The organism is Stackebrandtia sp. (genome assembly GCF_035643755.1).
Lineage (GTDB): Bacteria > Actinomycetota > Actinomycetes > Mycobacteriales > Micromonosporaceae > Stackebrandtia.
Genome location: NZ_DASQPW010000194.1, coordinates 1 through 16,306, shown reverse-complemented (window position 1 = coordinate 16,306; position 16,306 = coordinate 1). Strand labels below are relative to the sequence as shown.

The 16,306-nt window shown below is 68.9% G+C and carries 18 protein-coding genes; 10 read left to right on the top strand and 8 right to left on the bottom strand.

The window, feature by feature from the left end; translation table 11 throughout:
• Both VE172_RS14895 and VE172_RS14890 read left to right on the top strand, forming a co-directional pair.
• Nucleotides 1-338, top strand: a 338-nt coding sequence (locus VE172_RS14895) for a VOC family protein (RefSeq protein ID WP_324802711.1), incomplete at its 5' end; no start/stop codon positions are given.
• Between the two features lie 76 nt (nucleotides 339-414).
• Nucleotides 415-1,269, top strand: a complete 855-nt coding sequence (locus VE172_RS14890; RefSeq protein ID WP_324802710.1) for a phosphotransferase family protein — start codon at nucleotides 415-417, stop codon at nucleotides 1,267-1,269.
• Nucleotides 1,270-1,275: 6 nt separating this feature from the next.
• Here VE172_RS14890 and VE172_RS14885 read toward each other — a convergent pair whose 3' ends face one another.
• From VE172_RS14885 to VE172_RS14870, 4 genes are read right to left on the bottom strand one after another with little or no spacing between them, the layout of a single operon-like run.
• Nucleotides 1,276-2,118: an alpha/beta fold hydrolase gene (locus VE172_RS14885; protein ID WP_324802709.1), complete on the bottom strand. Its 843-nt coding sequence runs from the start codon at nucleotides 2,116-2,118 to the stop codon at nucleotides 1,276-1,278.
• Nucleotides 2,099-2,635, bottom strand: coding sequence for a MarR family winged helix-turn-helix transcriptional regulator (locus tag VE172_RS14880; protein WP_324802708.1), 537 nt, complete (start codon nucleotides 2,633-2,635; stop codon nucleotides 2,099-2,101). Before VE172_RS14880 ends, VE172_RS14885 begins: the two co-directional genes overlap by 20 nt.
• Nucleotides 2,636-2,666: 31 nt before the next feature.
• On the bottom strand, nucleotides 2,667-3,008 hold the full coding sequence (locus tag VE172_RS14875) for a MazG nucleotide pyrophosphohydrolase domain-containing protein (protein ID WP_324802707.1): 342 nt from the start codon (nucleotides 3,006-3,008) through the stop codon (nucleotides 2,667-2,669).
• An 18-nt stretch (nucleotides 3,009-3,026) separates the two neighbouring features.
• Entirely contained in the window at nucleotides 3,027-4,196 is a 1,170-nt protein-coding gene (locus VE172_RS14870; RefSeq protein ID WP_324802706.1) for an FAD-dependent oxidoreductase, read from the bottom strand.
• Between the two features lie 92 nt (nucleotides 4,197-4,288).
• Between VE172_RS14870 and VE172_RS14865 the strand changes: the two genes are divergently transcribed.
• Both VE172_RS14865 and VE172_RS14860 read left to right on the top strand, forming a co-directional pair.
• Nucleotides 4,289-4,897, top strand: coding sequence for a TetR/AcrR family transcriptional regulator (locus VE172_RS14865; protein ID WP_414715106.1), 609 nt, complete (start codon nucleotides 4,289-4,291; stop codon nucleotides 4,895-4,897).
• Nucleotides 4,898-4,939: 42 nt separating this feature from the next.
• A complete protein-coding gene (locus VE172_RS14860; RefSeq protein WP_324802704.1) occupies nucleotides 4,940-5,551 on the top strand; it encodes a TMEM175 family protein in 612 nt (203 codons plus the stop codon).
• Here the strand turns inward: VE172_RS14860 and VE172_RS14855 are convergent.
• Nucleotides 5,548-6,420: an NmrA/HSCARG family protein gene (locus VE172_RS14855; RefSeq protein ID WP_324802703.1), complete on the bottom strand. Its 873-nt coding sequence runs from the start codon at nucleotides 6,418-6,420 to the stop codon at nucleotides 5,548-5,550. The genes VE172_RS14860 and VE172_RS14855 overlap by 4 nt on opposite strands.
• 75 nt (nucleotides 6,421-6,495) lie before the next feature.
• On the opposite strand from VE172_RS14855, the gene VE172_RS14850 reads away from it, so the two are divergent.
• From VE172_RS14850 to VE172_RS14830, 5 genes are all read left to right on the top strand, one after another.
• Nucleotides 6,496-6,972 (top strand): MarR family winged helix-turn-helix transcriptional regulator, encoded by a 477-nt coding sequence (locus VE172_RS14850; RefSeq protein ID WP_324802702.1) that lies wholly within the window; start codon nucleotides 6,496-6,498, stop codon nucleotides 6,970-6,972.
• Between the two features lie 125 nt (nucleotides 6,973-7,097).
• The gene (ahcY, locus tag VE172_RS14845) at nucleotides 7,098-8,567 is read left to right on the top strand and encodes an adenosylhomocysteinase (RefSeq protein ID WP_324802701.1); all 1,470 of its coding nucleotides are present in this window, start codon (nucleotides 7,098-7,100) and stop codon (nucleotides 8,565-8,567) included.
• 63 nt (nucleotides 8,568-8,630) lie between these two features.
• On the top strand, nucleotides 8,631-9,974 hold the full coding sequence (locus tag VE172_RS14840; RefSeq protein ID WP_414715105.1) for an FAD-binding protein: 1,344 nt from the start codon (nucleotides 8,631-8,633) through the stop codon (nucleotides 9,972-9,974).
• Entirely contained in the window at nucleotides 9,961-11,196 is a 1,236-nt protein-coding gene (locus VE172_RS14835) for a class I SAM-dependent methyltransferase (protein ID WP_324802699.1), read from the top strand. The genes VE172_RS14840 and VE172_RS14835 overlap by 14 nt, the downstream gene beginning before the upstream one ends.
• 44 nt (nucleotides 11,197-11,240) lie before the next feature.
• Nucleotides 11,241-12,530: a hypothetical protein gene (locus VE172_RS14830; RefSeq protein ID WP_324802698.1), complete on the top strand. Its 1,290-nt coding sequence runs from the start codon at nucleotides 11,241-11,243 to the stop codon at nucleotides 12,528-12,530.
• Between the two features lie 14 nt (nucleotides 12,531-12,544).
• Here VE172_RS14830 and VE172_RS14825 read toward each other — a convergent pair whose 3' ends face one another.
• Nucleotides 12,545-13,351 carry an alpha/beta hydrolase gene (locus VE172_RS14825; RefSeq protein WP_324802697.1) on the bottom strand — a complete coding sequence of 269 codons (807 nt, stop codon included), beginning with the start codon at nucleotides 13,349-13,351 and terminating at the stop codon, nucleotides 12,545-12,547.
• 86 nt (nucleotides 13,352-13,437) lie between these two features.
• Here VE172_RS14825 and VE172_RS14820 point away from each other — a divergent pair, with 86 nt between their 5' ends.
• Nucleotides 13,438-14,253, top strand: a complete 816-nt coding sequence (locus VE172_RS14820; RefSeq protein ID WP_324802696.1) for a DUF3097 domain-containing protein — start codon at nucleotides 13,438-13,440, stop codon at nucleotides 14,251-14,253.
• Here VE172_RS14820 and VE172_RS14815 read toward each other — a convergent pair whose 3' ends face one another.
• Both VE172_RS14815 and VE172_RS14810 read right to left on the bottom strand, forming a co-directional pair.
• A complete protein-coding gene (locus VE172_RS14815; protein ID WP_324802695.1) occupies nucleotides 14,254-14,847 on the bottom strand; it encodes a TIGR03086 family metal-binding protein in 594 nt (197 codons plus the stop codon).
• Between the two features lie 81 nt (nucleotides 14,848-14,928).
• Nucleotides 14,929-16,179, bottom strand: a complete 1,251-nt coding sequence (locus VE172_RS14810; protein WP_324802694.1) for a hypothetical protein — start codon at nucleotides 16,177-16,179, stop codon at nucleotides 14,929-14,931.
• Nucleotides 16,180-16,306: the final 127 nt, after the last annotated feature.

Here is a 16,306-nt window from a genome sequence, read left to right as displayed (position 1 = left end):
CCATGAGTCTGAAGATCGTCAACGTCACGTTCAACACCACGAACCCTCGCGAGCTGTCCGCCTGGTGGGTGGAGGCGTTGGGTGGGACCGTGACCGCGGATTACGAGGAGTTCGTGTTCATGCGGGCGGGAGACATGGGGTTGGGGTTTCAGAAGGGGGAGAACACCGCGGCCAACTCCGTCCACATCGATCTCGCCGCCGAGGATCGAAAGACCGAGGTGGAGCGGCTGGTGGGGATGGGGGCGAGTCAGGTGGCCGATCATGAGGCGCCCGGGATCGAGTGGACGATTCTCGCCGACCCGCACGGCAACCAGTTTTGTGTGAGCGCGCACTCCTGAGTCGGGCGAGGGGGCGGGCCGTTCGCCGCGTAATCGTGGTGGAGATCGCGCGGTCGAGGGGCTAGCGTCGGGGCCCATGGAGACCGATGATGTGGCGCCGTTGGTGGCGGAGCTGGGGTTTGGGGACGTGGAGGTGGCGCGGATCGAGGGCGGTTGGGCGTCGTGGACGTTCGATGTCGGCGATACCCATATCGTGCGGATAGCGCGCACCGACGGCACGGCGGCCAGCCATCGGCGGGAGGCGCGGCTGTTGCCGAAGCTGGCGGCGGCGATCGATTTTCAGGTGCCCGTGCCGACGGCGTTCGGGGAGTTTCGGGGCTTCACGTACATGGCGTATCGCAAGGTGGTGGGGCGCCCGTTCCAGGTGGGGGACGACACGGCAGCGGTGGACGCGGTGTTGAGCGGGCTGCATGGGTTTCCCGTCGCGGAGGCGGCGGCGCTGCTCGATGAGCCCGTCGACGCGAGGCACTGGGAGGCCGGTTACGCCGCCGACCGCGACTGGATCGACTCCACGGTTGTGCCCACCTTGGACGATCCGTTGAGGGAACTGTTGCTGGGGCGGCACGAGCGGGCCCTTCGGTTGCTCCGCGACTTCTCCCCCACCCTGGTGCACGGCGACCTGGGGACCAATCACATCCTGGTCGATCCGTCGACCCGAGCGGCCACGGGACTCATCGACTTCGAGACCGCCGCGATCGGCGACCCGTCCATCGACTTCGTGGGGTTGTTGATCACGTTGGGAGACAAGGAAACCCGACGCATGATCGAGCGGCACGCCCACGAGGTGTCGTGGAAGCGGCTGCGGTTCTACTGGTGGATGGGCGCGGTGCACGCGATCAGGTACGGCGTGGACAACGACGACCCGTCCCTGCTCCGCGACGCCGTCGCAGGGCTGCGCGCGCGGATCGGCGCCGACGAGCCGGCGAGCTGACCCGCCTCAGCGCAGGAAGCTCATCAGGCCGCAGGTGAGGGCCGCCGGATTGTCCAGTGGCGACAGGTGCCCGGCCTCGGGGAGCATGCGCAGGCGGGAGCCCGGGATGCGGGCGAGCAGCTCGTGGGCGCGATCGACGGGAATCCAGTCGTCCTCGGTGCCCCAGTAGAGGTGGACGGGCATGGTGATGGCGGGGTATTGGTCCTTGATGCGGTCGGTGTACGCCTCGTCGGCGCGCCGAAACTCGAGCTGGCGGTAGAAGTCGGCCTGGCCTCGGTCTCCTGACCAGGGCGCCATCAGCCCGTCGAGGTCACACGGGTGCAGGCCCCGCCCGCTGGCCTGGTCGAGGTACGCGCGCAACAGGGGCTCGTGCAGTGTGGACGGTATGCGGGCGAGGACGTCGAGGTGGTCGCCGACGGCCTGGAAGAACGGGCTTCCCCACGGCGCCAAGGCAACGGCGTCCACCAGGGCGAGCCGCCCGTAGGAGACGCCGTGGGTCACGTGGGCGTCGAGCGCGAGACCGCCGCCGGTGTCGTGCGCGATGACGGTCGGGTCGGTCAGTCCCCAGTGGTCGACGAGCGCGGCGAAGACGCGGCCGAGGTTGGGCAGGGACAGGTCCTGGCCGACGGACCGTTCCGATTGCCCGTAGCCGGGCATGTCCCACACGTAGACCCGATGGTCGTGCGCCAGGGCCGGGGCGATGTCGTGCCAGATGAAGGACGAGAACGGGGTGCCGTGCAGCAGCACGACGGGCGGTGCGGTCGGGGCCCCGAAACTGGTCCACGCGATGCGGCCCGTGTCGGAGTCGAAGGTCTCGTCCAGATTCCAGTTAGCGATGGTGCGTGTCATTGTTTCGCTCCGCTTCTCCGACGGGGCAGGGTTCGCTTGCCCCGCAACATTCGCGGTCGCACAGGCGGCACAGGTACTGGGAGTCGCCGACATCGGCGTACACCTGTGTCAGCAGCTTGCCCAGCACTTCGGCCAGCGCCCGCTGGTCGACTTCATCCAGGGTGGACACGGCCGCGGCGAGCCGCCTTTCGCGCAGCGCCAACAGCCTTCGCGCGGCGGCGCGCCCCGACCTGGTGGGGTGCACGGTCACCCATCGCTTGTTGAACGCGTGGGCGCGCCGCTCCACCAGGCCGTCGGCCTCCAGGGAGTCGACCATGCGGGCGGACGCGGACTGGGTCAGCCCCACCCGACGGCCGAGTTCGGTGACGCTGATATCGGGGGCGGCCGACAGCGTCACCAGGGCCGCCGCCCCGCTGGCGCTGGCGCCGCTGGCCTCGGTGGCGCTGGCGAGCACCAGGTCACCGAAGGCGACGGCGGCGGCGCCCAGCAGGTTGGCCGTCCGTGCGACATCATGCATCACTCATGATTACTTGCATGACTCATGATTGTCAAGGGGTAGGCGGCGACGCGTCGAGCTTGTCGGTGATGGACTTCTCGAGCTCGTCCATGGTGCGAACGAACACGGCCTCAATGTCCACGTTGTACTTTTGAGCCAGGATCAGCACGGACCACAGACAGTCGGCCAGCTCGTGTTCCAGTGCCGCGCGCCCGCCGGGGACGTCCCGCGCGCCCTCGGCCGCCATGACCAGCTTCGCCAGATCGCCGACGTCCCCCATGAATCCGAGCATGAACCCCTCGCGGGTCCACGCCCGTCCCCGTTTCGCCAGGTTGAGCTCGTCGTAACGGTCGTGGACCCGCATGGCGCGGCGCCGAAGATTCTCGATGTCCATCGCGCCAGTCTGCGCGGCTCAGGAGCGGACGGCCGCCTGCGGCAGCTCGCCGGGGTCGAAGTCGTAGAGCCAGGCGGTGGCGCGGTCGAAGACCAGCGGGACGAAGAGGCGCATCATCGCGCCGCGGACGACGCGCGCGATCGGGCCCGCGGTCTTGGAGTCGCGGTTGTCGTTCGCGCTCTTGAGCATCTTGGCGATGCGGGGGCGGCGTAGATCCGCGAAGGCCGACAGGGCCGCGGGAATGGCGGCGTTGGCGCGCAGGGATTGGGCGAGGACGAAGGCGTCCTCTATGGCCATGGACGCCCCCTGGCCCGCGCCGACGGGGTGGGCGGCGTCGCCGATCAGGACGATGCGGTCATTGTGGACGACGCCGACGGGGTCGAGGGTGTGGTTGAGGGTGGGGCGGTGGAGTTGGGTGGTGTGGGCGAGGATGCGGCGGACGGAGTCGGTGTGGCGGTACCAGTGGGTCAGGGAGTCCCGCCAGGCGGCGTCGGTCGGGGCGGACAGGTCGGGGGGTTCGGGGCGGGCGACCTGGGCGGCCCACCAGGTGGTGCCGTCGGGGGAGGCGACGTGGACGAAGGCGCCGGGGCGGGCGAAGGTCATGTTGAAGTAGCCGGGTTCGGTCGGGATCCCTTCGGCGATGCCCGAGATCGTGAACAGGCCCGCGTAGCGGGGGGTGGGCGCGGCGGGGTCGAGGGTGGTGCGCAGGGTGGACCAGATGCCGTCGGCGCCGACGAGCAGGTCGGCGCGGCGGGTGCCACCGTCGGAGAGGCGGACGGTGACGCCGTCGGCGTCGGCGGAGGCGGCGGTGACGCGAGCGCCGGTGGTGATCGTGGCCCCGCGCTCGGCGGCGACCCGGCGCAGGGCGGCGACCAGACGGGTCCGCAGCTGGGTGATGCCGTGCTTGGGGTCGGTGGCGCGGCGGCCCCGGGCGGTGTCGGCGAGGAGATTGCCGCGGGCCGACCACAGGCGCTGCCGGGGCACCTCGAAGCCGGCCGCGGCCACGGCGGCGTGGCAGTCCAGCGCCTCCAGGGTCGCCAATCCGTTGCGGGCCAGGCTGAGGAACGAGCCGACCTGGCCGGCGGGGTCGGGGTATGCCTCGATGATCTCGACGTCGGCGCCGTTGCGGCGCAGGGCGATCGCCGCCGTCGTGCCCGCGACTCCGCCGCCCGCCACGATGATCTTCATGGTTGCTCCTTAACTGAATACAGATTCGGTGAATATAGATTCAGTATGACGACTGATACGGTCATCGTCAACTCGACGGGACAGGAAACGCTGTGGTGACGCGCAAGGAAAGGGCCGCGCTGACTCGAGCCGCGCTACTGGACGCCGCGCGTCGGGTCTTCGCCGAGCGGGGCTACCTGGGCACCAAGATCACCGACATCACGGCGGCGGCGGGCCGCTCCACGGGGACGTTCTACGAGCACTTCGCCGACAAGGACGAGCTGCTCACCGCGCTGATGGCCGACCTGGAGAACGACGCCGACATCGGGATCGAGCACCTGGAAGGCGAGCACGATCTCACCGACCGCGCCCACCTGCGGGCGCACATCGCGGTGTTCGTCACGGTGTACCGCAAGCATCTGCCCGTGATCGTGGCCCGGCTCCAGTCGACCATGGCCGCCGACCCCAGCACGGGCAGCGCCTGGCGGACCCTGTACGACGAGACGGGATCGTTCCGACGCCACCTGGAGTACCTGAGCGAGAAGGGCCATCGGCTGCCCGGCGATCCCGCGCTGCTGGCCGCCGCCATGGGGGCGATGATGTCGATGCTGGGCTACAGCCTGTTCACCGCGGGCGATCACGGGCCCGCGTACGGCGACGACGCGATCGTCGACGCGCTGACCGACCTCCTGCTCAACGGTCTCGCGGGCGCGGGGCAGTGATAGGTTTCCGCCGCTCAACGCCGCCCCGCGAAAGGAACCCCCATGTCGGCGAAGTCCCACGGCCTGGAACGAATGATCTTCTTCTCCGACGCGGTGATCGCCATCATGATCACCCTGTTGGCCCTGGAGCTGCCCGTTCCCGATGTCGAGGAGCCGTCGCAGCTGTGGGGCGCCTTCGCCGAGCACGGCTCGGTCTACATCGCGTTCCTGATCTCGTTTTCGGTGATCGCGGCGACCTGGACGGCGCATCACATGCTGTTCACGCACGTCAGCCGCGCCAATCCCGGGCTCATCACCCTGAACCTGATCGTCCTGTTCGGATACGTGTTGATCCCTTGGGCGAGTAAGACCCTCGGGGAGGTGCCCAACGCCGCGGGCGTGATGGTGTACTCCGCGGCGATGACGTTGCTGGGCGGGGCGACGCTGGTGATGATCCGCCACATCAAGCGCTCGGGGCTGTTGGACGCCGGAGCCCCGCGCGCGGTGATCACGGGGCTCCTGGCGTGGTCGGGGTTCACCACGGCGATGTTCGCGGTGTCGATCCCGATCGCGTACCTGGCGGGGCGGTGGACGATGGTCGCGTGGCCCGTCGGGTACCTGGGCATGAGGCTGGTGGCGGAGTATTACGCCCGAAGGGGACGCAAGGCCGCCTAACCCGCCGCGGCGGGCTTCCAGCCGCTATCGCGCAGCCAGTCGTCGAGGGAGCGAAGGCCGGGTTGGTCGCGGCGCAGGGCGGGGATGTCGACGTCGAAGCCGGTGTCGGCGAACCACTGGAACATGGCGGCCAGGTCGTCGCTGAACGCGCGGGCCTGCTCGATCGACTGGGCCTCGTAGCGGGTGGGCACGCCCGTGACGCGCGAGATCGTCTCGGCGATCCGGGATCCGGTGAGTTCGTCCCCGGCGACGCCGATGTCGCGTCCGATGTGGTCCGCGGGCCTGGCGAACGCGGCGGCGGCCACCGAGCCGATGTCGGCGGTGGCGACGATCTGGATCGGGACGTCGGCGCCCAGGGGCTGTTGGAAGACGGCGCCGTCGCCGCCGCCGCGCGTCATGCCCGTGAGGTTTTCCATGAAGTACACCGGGCGCAGCACGGTGGTGGGCACGCCGAGTTCGCGGATGTGTTGCTCCACATGCCATTTGCTGTCGAAGTGCGGGATGCCGCTGGAGTGCTGCGCTCCCTCCACCGAGGAGTAGACCAGGTGCGGCACGGAGGTCTGCGCGGCGATGTCGGCCACCGCCTTGCCCTGTCTCTCCTCGCCCTCCACTCCAGCGGGCGGGACGAAGGTCTGCACGCTGAACACGCCGCGCACTCCCGCCATGGCCGCGCGCAGCGACTCGCGGTCGTCCAGGTCGCCCTTGACGAGGGTGGCCCCGGCGGCCGCCAGCGCCCGGGCGGCGCCGGAGTCGGGGTCGCGGGTCAGGGCCCGCACCGGGATTCCCGCCTTCAGCAGGGCCCGGGCGGTGGCGCCGCCCTGCAGGCCGGTGGATCCCAGGACCAGTACGGGCTTGTCGTTGTCGCTCATGGTTTCGCCTTCCGTAATCGGTGCTTTTCGCAACCGTAGCACGATGCAACTGTTTTACTGAGCTACCATGTCGCCATGAACACACTCGACAGCCGCCCGCCATCGCTGTTGGCCTTCCCGTCCTATCTGGCGGGCAACGTGTCGATCTACGGCCGCCGCGCCATCGAGGCCGAGCTGGCCGCGCACGGCCTGAAGCTGGAGCACCACGCGGTGATCACCGCGCTCAACGACTTCGGACCACAGTCGCAGCAGGAGATCTCCCGCCGGCTGCGGTTCGACAAGAGCCACCTGGTGCGGCACATCGATTTCCTCGAGGAGCGCGGGATCGTCACCCGCTCACCCGATCCGCACGACCGCAGGCGGCATCGCGTCGAGCTCACCGACGACGGAGTGAAGCTGATCGCCGCGCTGGCACCGGCCGCCAGGCGCTCGCAGCGCGAGTTCCTGGGGTGCCTGTCGGCCGCCGAGCAGCGCACCCTGGTCTCGCTGTTGCGCCGGGTCCTCGAGGCCAACGACGCCGATCGTTGTGCTCGCGACAACCCCGGGGCTTGACTTTCGCGCGCACGGAGTTATGTTGAAAGCGTCGCCGCCGAGAGGCGCTGCAACGGATGACTCATCCGCCACGCTCGGCCGCGGTTCCTGAACGAAGGGCGCCTCCGTAACAGGAGGTGACCACAATGGATCACCCATTTTCCCGATTCCAAAGCCGCAACGGCCTCGAGTTCGCCGTGGCCGATATGTCCCTGGCCGAGGCCGGGCGCCACCAGATCCGCCTGGCGGAGCACGAGATGCCGGGGTTGATGGCGCTGCGGCGCGAGTACGCCGACACCCGCCCGCTGGCCGGCGCCCGGATCGCCGGTTCGCTGCACATGACCGTGCAGACCGCCGTGCTGATCGAGACGCTGGTGGAGCTGGGCGCCGACGTGCGCTGGGTCTCGTGCAACATCTTCTCCACACAGGACGACGCGGCCGCGGCCGTCGTCGTCGGTCCACACGGCACGGTCGAGGCCCCCAGCGGCACGCCCGTGTTCGCGTGGAAGGGCGAGACCCTCGACGAGTACTGGTGGTGCACCTCGCGGCTGTTCGACTTCGGCGACGAACAGGGCCCCACGGCCATCGTGGACGACGGCGGCGACGCGACGCTGCTGGTCCACAAGGGCGTCGAGTTCGAGAAGGCCGGTGCCGTACCGGTTCCCGACGAATCCGATCACGAGGAGTACCGCGCCGTCCTGAAGGTGCTGTCCGAGAGCCTCCTGGAGGACAAGCAGCGCTTCACCCGCATGGCCGCCGACATCGCCGGGGTCACCGAGGAGACCACCAGCGGCGTCAATCGGCTCTACCAGTTGGCGTCCGAGGGGAACCTGCTGTTCCCGGCGATCAACGTCAACGACTCGGTCACCAAGTCCAAGTTCGACAATCGCTACGGCATCCGGCATTCCCTGGCGGACGGCCTGAACCGGGCCACCGACGTGATGCTGGGCGGCAAGTACGCCGTGATCTGCGGTTACGGCGATGTCGGCAAGGGCGCGGCGGAGTCGTTGCGCGGGCAGGGCGCCCGGGTCGCGGTCACCGAGGTCGACCCGATCTGCGCGCTGCAGGCCGCGATGGACGGACTGGAGGTGGTGCGGCTGGACGACGTCGTCGAGCGCGGCGACCTGTTCATCACCACCACCGGCGACACCGACGTCATCACGGTCGATCACATGCGGCGCATGAAGCACAACGCGATCGTCGGCAACGTCGGACATTTCGATATCGAGATCGATATGGCGGGGCTGGCGGCGGAGCCGGGTATCCGCAAGGTCCGGATCAAGCCCGAGGTCCACGAATGGAACTTCGACGACGGCCACGCGATCATCGTGCTGTCGGAGGGCCGACTGATGAACCTGGGCAACGCCACCGGCCACCCCAGCTTCGTCATGTCCAACTCCTTCGCCAACCAGACCCTGGCGCAGCTGGAGCTGTGGACCTCGCCGGAGCGGTACGACCGGCAGGTGTACACGCTGCCCAAGCACCTGGACGAGAAGGTGGCCCGGCTGCACCTGGATGCCCTGGGCGCCAGGCTCACCGAGCTGACCAAGAAGCAGGCGTCCTACATCGGCGTGCATGTGGACGGTCCGTACAAGCCCGAGCACTATCGGTACTGACCGTTTTGGGCTAGTGGCCTGGATCATTGGCGCGCGGCGACCGCGAGTACTAGCGTGTTGATCATGTGTCGGCACCAGCACGATGCGGCCGTCGCGCGCCTTCGGGCCGCATTGGTGGCCCTGCCCCAGGATTCGCCCGTTCGTTTGTCCAAGCCCAGCTCGAACCTGTTCCGGTTCGGGGGCCGCGATCGGGCCGGTGGGCTGCCCACCGACGGCTTGGACACGGTGATCGACATCGATGCCGACGCCCGCACCGCCGAGGTGGGCGGGCTGATCACCTACGAGAAGCTGGTGGCGGCGACCCTGCCGCACAAGCTGATGCCCGCGGTGGTGCCGCAGCTGAAGACCATCACGCTGGGCGGGGCGGTCGCGGGTCTGGGCATCGAGTCGACGTCGTTTCGGGCGGGGCTTCCGCACGAGACCGTCCTGGAGATGGACGTGCTGACCGCGTCGGCGGGGCTGGAGACCGTGCGGCCCGGCGACGCCCTGTTCGACGGGATGCCGAACTCCTACGGGACCCTGGGTTATGCCGTGCGGTTGAAGATCTCGCTGGAGCCGGTGGGCCGCGCGGTGGAGGTGGAGCATCGCCGCTTCGACGACCCCGCGGCGTGCTTCGCCGCGATGGAGGAGATCTGGGCGGCCGGCGAGGTCGACTTCCTGGACGGGGTGGTCTTCGGGCCCGACGAGATGTACCTGTCGCTGGGGCGCTTCAGCGACAGCCACGACCCGACCAGCGACTACACCGGGCAGTCCGTCTACTACAAGTCCCTGCGGCACAGGCGGCGCGACCTGCTGAGCGTCCACGATTACCTGTGGCGCTGGGACACCGACTGGTTCTGGTGTTCGGCGGCGTTCGGCGTGCAGAACCCACTGGTGAGGCGGGTGTGGCCGAAGAATCTGCGACGCTCCGATGTGTACCGAAGGCTGGTGGCGCTGGACCGCAGGCTGGGCCTGACCCGCCGGGTCGACGCGCTGCGCGGCGCCCGCCACGAGGCGGTGATCCAGGACGTGGAGATCCCGATCTCCTCGGCCGCGCGGTTCCTCGAGCGCTTCTGCGTGGACGTGCCGATTCGCCCCATCTGGTTGTGCCCGTTGGGTCTGCGGGGCGAGCACGAGTGGCCGCTGTATCCGCTGCGGCGCGGGGAGCACTACGTGAACTTCGGGTTCTGGGCCACGGCTCCGCTGGGGCCGGGGCAGTCACCCGACTATCACAACCGTCTGGTGGAGGACCTGGTCGATCGGCTCGGCGGCCACAAGTCGCTGTATTCGACCGTCCACTATGACCGTGAGGACTTCTGGCGGCGCTATGGCGGCCAGGCGTATCAGGAACTCAAGGACCGGTACGACGCCCAGCGGCGCCTGCCGGATTTGTTCGAGAAAGTGGGTACCGACAGTGAGACTCGCTGAGGTTTACACCCGGGTGGTGGGCAACCAGCCGCCCGTCGGATTCAAGGCATACGACGGAGGGGGGGTCGCCGCGCCCGACGGTTCCCCCACCCTGGAGATCAAGGCGCCCGTGGCGCTGAACTACCTGGCCAGCGCCCGGCGCTTCGAGCTCGGTCTGGCGCGCGCCTTCATCACCGGCGCCATCGAGATCCACGGCGACCTGTACGACGCGCTGAAGGCATTGTGGATGCTCGAGTTCTCGATGCCCAAGGTGGAGATGTTCAAGATCTTCACCTCGCTCGGCGGCCTCAAGCTGCTGAAGCGGCCGCCGATCCCGGATCGGGAGGCGAAGGTGTCGGGTCACCGGCATTCCAAGACCACCGACGCCGAGGCCATCGCCCACCATTACGACGTCGGCAACGACTTCTACGAGATCCTCCTGGGCGAGTCCATGGCGTACACCTGCGCGGTGTATCCGTCCGACGACGCCACCCTGGAGAAGGCCCAGTACGACAAGCACGACCTGGTGGCGCGCAAGCTCGACCTGAAGCCCGGCATGCGGCTGTTGGACGTGGGTTGCGGATGGGGCGGCATGGTGATGCACGCGGCGAAGCACTACGGCGTCAAGGCATTGGGCGTCACGCTGTCGCGGCAGCAGGCCGAGTGGGCGGACAAGGCGATCAACGAGCGCGGGCTGTCCGACCTGGCCGAGGTGCGCTACCTGGACTACCGCGACGTGCCCGAGGGCGACTTCGACGCCGTCTCCTCCATCGGCCTGACCGAGCACATCGGACGCAGCAACCTGGCGTCCTATTTCCGCTCGCTGTACGACAAGCTCAAGGTGGGCGGGCGGCTGCTCAACCACTGCATCACCAAGCCCGACAGCAAGGGCGAGGCCATCACCAGGGGCGGCTTCATCGAGCGGTACATCTTCCCCAACGGGGAGCTGAGCGGGCCCGGCCCGCTCATGACCCACATGCACGACGCGGGATTCGAGGTGTGCCACGAGGAGAACCTGCGCGGGCACTACGCGCTGACCCTGGCGGCGTGGGTGCGGAACCTGGAGCGGCGCTGGGACGACGTGCTGGCGCTGGTCGGCGAGGAGACAGCGCGGGCCTGGCGGCTGTACCTGGTGGGTTCGCGGCTCGGCTTCGAGCACAACGGAATCCAGCTGCACCAGATGCTCGGCGTCAAGCTGGACGAACACGGCACGCCCGCGATGCCGCTGCGCCCCACCTGGTGAGCGGCGTTATTCGAGTGTTAGCGGCGGTTCCTACCGTCGATGGCATGTATGGACAAAGACCCCGCAGACGGTCGCGTCTGGTCTTGCTCGGTGGTGCGCTGCTCGCCGCCGCCGCGCTGGTGCCGTACCCCCACGCGGAGGCGTCATCGGGCACCGATGCCGACCAGGCGCGCCGCTATGGCGTGCTGGACGCGAAGGCGGACTATCAGGCGACCGACGACGACGCCGGTGTCGGCTTCTACGAGATCGACGTCTCCTGGGCGTCCTGGGAGCCGACCCGCGGCGACGACGATGAGGACTATCGACAGCGCATCCGCGAACAGGTCGGCGGGTATGTCGACGCCGGGGGTGTCGTGGCGATCAGCGTCGGCCTCCAGTACCCGCCCGATTGGGTGAGCGACCTTCCGGACGGAACCCTGCGGGACCAGGACGGGAACGTCGCCCCGCTGGCGCCGAACTACGCGTGGTCGGCGTCGGTCGATCGGGCGGCGGCGCGGTACATCAAGGACGTCGTCGACACGCTCGGCTCGCTGGTCTCCCAGTATCGGATCGGCATCGGCGACGCGGGGGAGACGATGTACCCCGACCCGAAGTCCGACCCCGCCACCACGTGGTGGATCGGGGTGGAGTTCTCCGACCTGCCCGAAGGGGTGGACCCCAACCCGATGCCCGGCTGGGAACCGGGTGAGGCGACGTGGAACGGGGATCCCGTGACGTCCGAGGACGCCTCGCGATGGTACGACTGGTACCTCAGTGGACTGAAACACTCCATCGTGTCTCAGGGGAAGGCGTTTCGGGACGCGGGTTTCGACGGCGAGCTGGCCTTCCTGGCCCCGGGCCAGGGCGCCCACCCGTGGCTGCTGCAAGAACGGATCGACGCGAAACTTGCCGACGTCGACAACGATCCCTACGGGACGGTCAACACCGGGGTCGCCTATCAGCTCACCATTCCGTACTTCGCGGAAAACGTCAGTGGACCCCTCATGGTCAACGCCACCGGCGCCGCGGACGACTCCGGCGTCCCCGACGAACGACTGTGCCGGTCGGGCGACGAGGACGTCGACACCTCGCCCGGCTCCACCGCGATGCGCGACTGGTCGAGCACCCGCTGGACCCACGCCCTGGCGAGCAGAATCGGGGCGGACTTCGAGGTAGAAAGCCCCACAGTGGACACATCGCTCCCCGATGTCTACCAGGAATTCCAGGCCTGCCGGGCGCGATACCTGCAATGGCTGAACGACGAGAGTCTCAACACCGGCGCAGGCGACGACGGCACCCTCGGCATCGAGCAGTACGCCGACTGGATCGCCGATCATCCACTAGGGAGCGAATAACCTCGGTCGCCGCGCTATTTCAGGACCTGGTCGATGAAGCCCGCCACGTCGCCGAGCACCTCGTCCTTGTTGGTCTCGTTGAAGACCTCGTGGCGGGCACCGGGGTAGACGCGTTCGGCGAACACGTGGCCCCGGACGGCGTAGACGCCGATGCGGCTGGGCTCCACGGGAACCAGCTCGTCCTCGAGGCCGTGCACCCACAGGGTGGGCAGGTCGCCGAGGCGCCCGCCGCCGTTGATGGTGGCCAGGCAGGCCGCCAGCGCCTCGACGAGCGGGCGCTTGAACGGGCCGTGCCACACCAGCGGGTCGTCGGCGTACGCGCGGCCCACGTCGGGATCGCGCGACAGCGTGGTGACGTCGATGGGGACGAACGGGATCGAGTCCAGCTCCAGCAGCGAGGTGGTCGGTTCCCAGCTGCCGATCACCGGGCCCGACAGCACCAGCGCGGCCAGGTCGGAGCCGTGGCGCTGCGCGTAGCGGGCGGCGATCATGCCTCCCATGGAGTGACCGATGAGGACGATCGGCAGGCCGGGGTGGTCGGCGCGGGCGCGTTCGGCGACGGTGTGGACGTCGGTCACCACGTCCTCGTAGTCGGTGATGACGACGCGCTCGCCGTGCGACCTTCCGTGTCCCATGTGGTCGGGGCCGTATACGGTGGCGCCGTGGCGATTGAGGAAGTCGGCGACGTACTCGTACCGTCCGATGTGCTCGCCGTAGCCGTGCACCAGGACGGCGGCGTATCGCGGCGCATCGGTGTCCCAGATGCGGGTCACGATCGTGCCACGGGTGCCGGGAAACTCCCACTCGCGCGCCTGGCTCACCGTATCTTCTCCTCGCCATCGGCCGTTGTGATCCCGCAGTCTATGCCGTCGCTCGCCGGGATGGGAAGACCTGCGAGACTGGCGCGATGCGATACGGCAACGACGTCCTGTCTGGAGACTGGCGGCACCCGAAGCGCGGAACCATACCCACGGTGGAGGCGCAGATCGGTGTGGTGGTGGAGGACCCGGCCAGCGGCTTCTGCGGCGCGGTGGTGGCGTGCGGCAAGACCTCGGTGACCCTTGAGGACCGTCACGGCAAGACCCGGGAGTTCCGGCTGGACCCGGCGGGCTTCCTGCTGGACGGCAAGCCGGTGACCCTGGTGCGCCCGTCGGTGCCCGCGCGGGCGCCGCGGCGCAGCGCCTCGGGGTCGACGACCGTGGAGGGCTTGCGCGCCAAGGTGGCCAAGCAGTCCCGCATCTATGTGGAGGGTGTGCACGACGCCGCCCTGGTGGAGCGGGTGTGGGGCCACGACCTGCGGGTGGAGGGTGTGGTCGTGGAGTACCTGGAGGGCGTCGACGACCTGCCCGCCATCGTCGCCGAGTTCGCGCCCGAACCGGGCAGGCGGCTGGGGGTGCTCGTCGATCACCTGGTGCCCGGCTCCAAGGAGAGCCGGATCGCCGCCGAGGTCGCCGACGACGACGTCCTCATCGTCGGGCATCCATTCATCGACATCTGGGAGGCCGTGAAGCCCGCCGCGCTCGGCATCGACGGCTGGCCGAGGGTGCCGCGCGGCACGCCCTGGAAGGAGGGGGTGATCGCCGCACTGGGCTGGAACCTGTCCCCCGCCGAGGCGTGGCGCCGCATCCTGGCCGCCGTCGACTCCTTCAGGGACCTGGAACCCGAACTGCTGGGGCGGGTCGAGGAGCTGATCGACTTCGTGACGGAACCGGGTACCCGCTGATCAGGCGGCGGGCTTCCACGCGGGGTCGCGGCCGGCCAGGCCGACGGCGCGGTCCAGAGTGGAGGCTTCGTCGGGCACCGCGATGACCCTCCCGAAGGCCCCGTTGCCCTCCTCGGCGCGCGACGGCGCGTCCTGCGACAGCAGACCCACGCTGGAGGCGGCCGCGGCGTCGTCGGGGGCGAAGTCCTGCCCGGTGGAGCGCGCCAGATCCCAGCCGTGAATCACCAGTTCGTTGAGCGCGACCAGACCCATGACCTGTGCGGGAAGCGTGATGCCGCCCGCCTTGGTCTCGCCGTCCCACGCCGACGGTTCGCTCCACGCCGCGGCCATCGCCTCCAGGCGCCGCGGCAGCTCCTGGCGCCACGCCGCGTCGAGGTTCGTCGCGTCGGAGGTGGGGACCTGGTCGCCGAACTCGCTGAAGTCCTTGCGGGCGGCGGCGCGGAAGGCCAGGGTCAGGCCCATCACGTGGTCGAGCAGCCTGCCCACCGTCATGTCCTCGCAGGGCGTGGGGTTGTCGAGCTGGTCGTCGCCGATGCCGTCCAGCAGGTCCGCCACGGTCGCGGCGGTCGAGTCGAGGTCGGGATGGGTGGACATGAGTACTCCTTGGTGTCGGTTTCAGTGGGTAGACCGACGCGGCGGGCGAGACTCATCGCCGATCCCGAGACGAATTTAGCCTCAGGCGGGTGTGGCCGCGGGGGTACCCGTGTCGACGTGGCCGAACGTCGCCGCGGCGTCGGTGATGGCGGTGTGGATGTCGGCGGCGGTGGCCGCCATGTCGCGGGCCCTCGCCCGCGCGGCCTCCCCCAGCGGGTAGACGTTGAAGGTCCACATGTCCAGGGCGCTCTTTATCGCCACACTCAGGGCCTCCATGAGGACGGCGTCGGCGGTGACGGTGAGGATCGTGACCGCGAGGTCCTTGACGTCCAGGGTCCACTTGCCGTTTTCCTTGGTGACCCCCAGCTTGCCGGGGTCGGCGGGAAGGAAGTCGGAGATCACGCCGACCTCGTCGAGGAACAGCGACAGGTTCCCGGCGGCGGCCTTGGCGATCCCGCCGATGTCGTCGGCGGTGTCGCGATACAGCCGCGCGAGGTCGGTGAGGTTGTCGTTTTGGCCCTCGATGTTGCCCGCGTGGGCCGAGAAGAACTGGTACGCCACCTCGCTGGCCGCCCCGTCCCACGTGACGTCCAGGTTCGTGTTGCCGCGCCGGACGTTGGCGGCCACGTTGGTCGCCCGCGCCGCGATCTGGTCGACGGAGTGGGAGGCGTCCAGCACCGTGTTCCAGTCCCCGTCGAAGATCCCGATCAGCCGATCGACGTCGATCTCCAGCCACTTCTTCGCGAAGTCCTTGGCGGCGACCATGTTCGACTCCGACAACAGCGACAGCGAGACGTCGGCGCCGAACACGCTGGCGCTGCCCGGCTGGGGAAGGTACTGCTGGAAGTCGAAGTGGTCGCCGGCCAGCTCCACGCCGTACAGCTGCTGGGCGCCGTAGTCGCCGTCCTGATAGGTGAAGGGGTCGGCGTCCTGTTTGGTGGCGAGGTGGTTTCGCGCCACGACCTCCCCGGGGAAGACCGACTCGATGGCCTCGGCGTTGTCGTCGTCGGTCGCGCGGTAGTCGATGGACATGGCCGAAAGGCCCAGTGCCGCATCGGAAGTGGCCCGATCCATCGCCGTGACGAAGGTGTCGGCGCCGCGCTGGAAGTCGCGGTGGCTCGCGGCGATGATGGCCAACGCGTTTCCCGAGTTGGCGGGCAGGACGTCGGTGGAGTCTCCCTTGTGGTACATCGCCTTGCCGCGAAACGTCGCGGTGGTCGTCATGGTGCCGTCGTGCAGCAACGACCGCATCTCGTACACCTCGTCGTGGACGCCGCCGTCCAACATCTTGGCGTAGCCGACCAGGTCCTCTGGTTTGACCGCGAACGTCATGGTTTGAGCTCCCATCGGTGTGACTGAGTCGCTCCACGATGGGTCGGACGTTCACGGATCCTTCACAAATCGATCACGAATCCGCGCGGCGCGCACGTCGGGCGGTGGCGAGGGCGAACAGCCCCAT

Coding starts and splice junctions, on each gene's coding strand:
- VE172_RS14890 (WP_324802710.1), top strand. CDS start 415: ATGGAGACCGATGATGTGGCGCCGTTGGTGGCGGAGCTGGGGTTTGGG.
- VE172_RS14885 (WP_324802709.1), bottom strand. CDS start 2,118: ATGACACGCACCATCGCTAACTGGAATCTGGACGAGACCTTCGACTCC.
- VE172_RS14880 (WP_324802708.1), bottom strand. CDS start 2,635: ATGCATGATGTCGCACGGACGGCCAACCTGCTGGGCGCCGCCGCCGTC.
- VE172_RS14875 (WP_324802707.1), bottom strand. CDS start 3,008: ATGGACATCGAGAATCTTCGGCGCCGCGCCATGCGGGTCCACGACCGT.
- VE172_RS14870 (WP_324802706.1), bottom strand. CDS start 4,196: ATGAAGATCATCGTGGCGGGCGGCGGAGTCGCGGGCACGACGGCGGCG.
- VE172_RS14860 (WP_324802704.1), top strand. CDS start 4,940: ATGTCGGCGAAGTCCCACGGCCTGGAACGAATGATCTTCTTCTCCGAC.
- VE172_RS14855 (WP_324802703.1), bottom strand. CDS start 6,420: ATGAGCGACAACGACAAGCCCGTACTGGTCCTGGGATCCACCGGCCTG.
- VE172_RS14850 (WP_324802702.1), top strand. CDS start 6,496: ATGAACACACTCGACAGCCGCCCGCCATCGCTGTTGGCCTTCCCGTCC.
- ahcY (WP_324802701.1), top strand. CDS start 7,098: ATGGATCACCCATTTTCCCGATTCCAAAGCCGCAACGGCCTCGAGTTC.
- VE172_RS14840 (WP_414715105.1), top strand. CDS start 8,631: ATGTGTCGGCACCAGCACGATGCGGCCGTCGCGCGCCTTCGGGCCGCA.
- VE172_RS14830 (WP_324802698.1), top strand. CDS start 11,241: ATGTATGGACAAAGACCCCGCAGACGGTCGCGTCTGGTCTTGCTCGGT.
- VE172_RS14820 (WP_324802696.1), top strand. CDS start 13,438: ATGCGATACGGCAACGACGTCCTGTCTGGAGACTGGCGGCACCCGAAG.
- VE172_RS14815 (WP_324802695.1), bottom strand. CDS start 14,847: ATGTCCACCCATCCCGACCTCGACTCGACCGCCGCGACCGTGGCGGAC.
- VE172_RS14810 (WP_324802694.1), bottom strand. CDS start 16,179: ATGACGTTCGCGGTCAAACCAGAGGACCTGGTCGGCTACGCCAAGATG.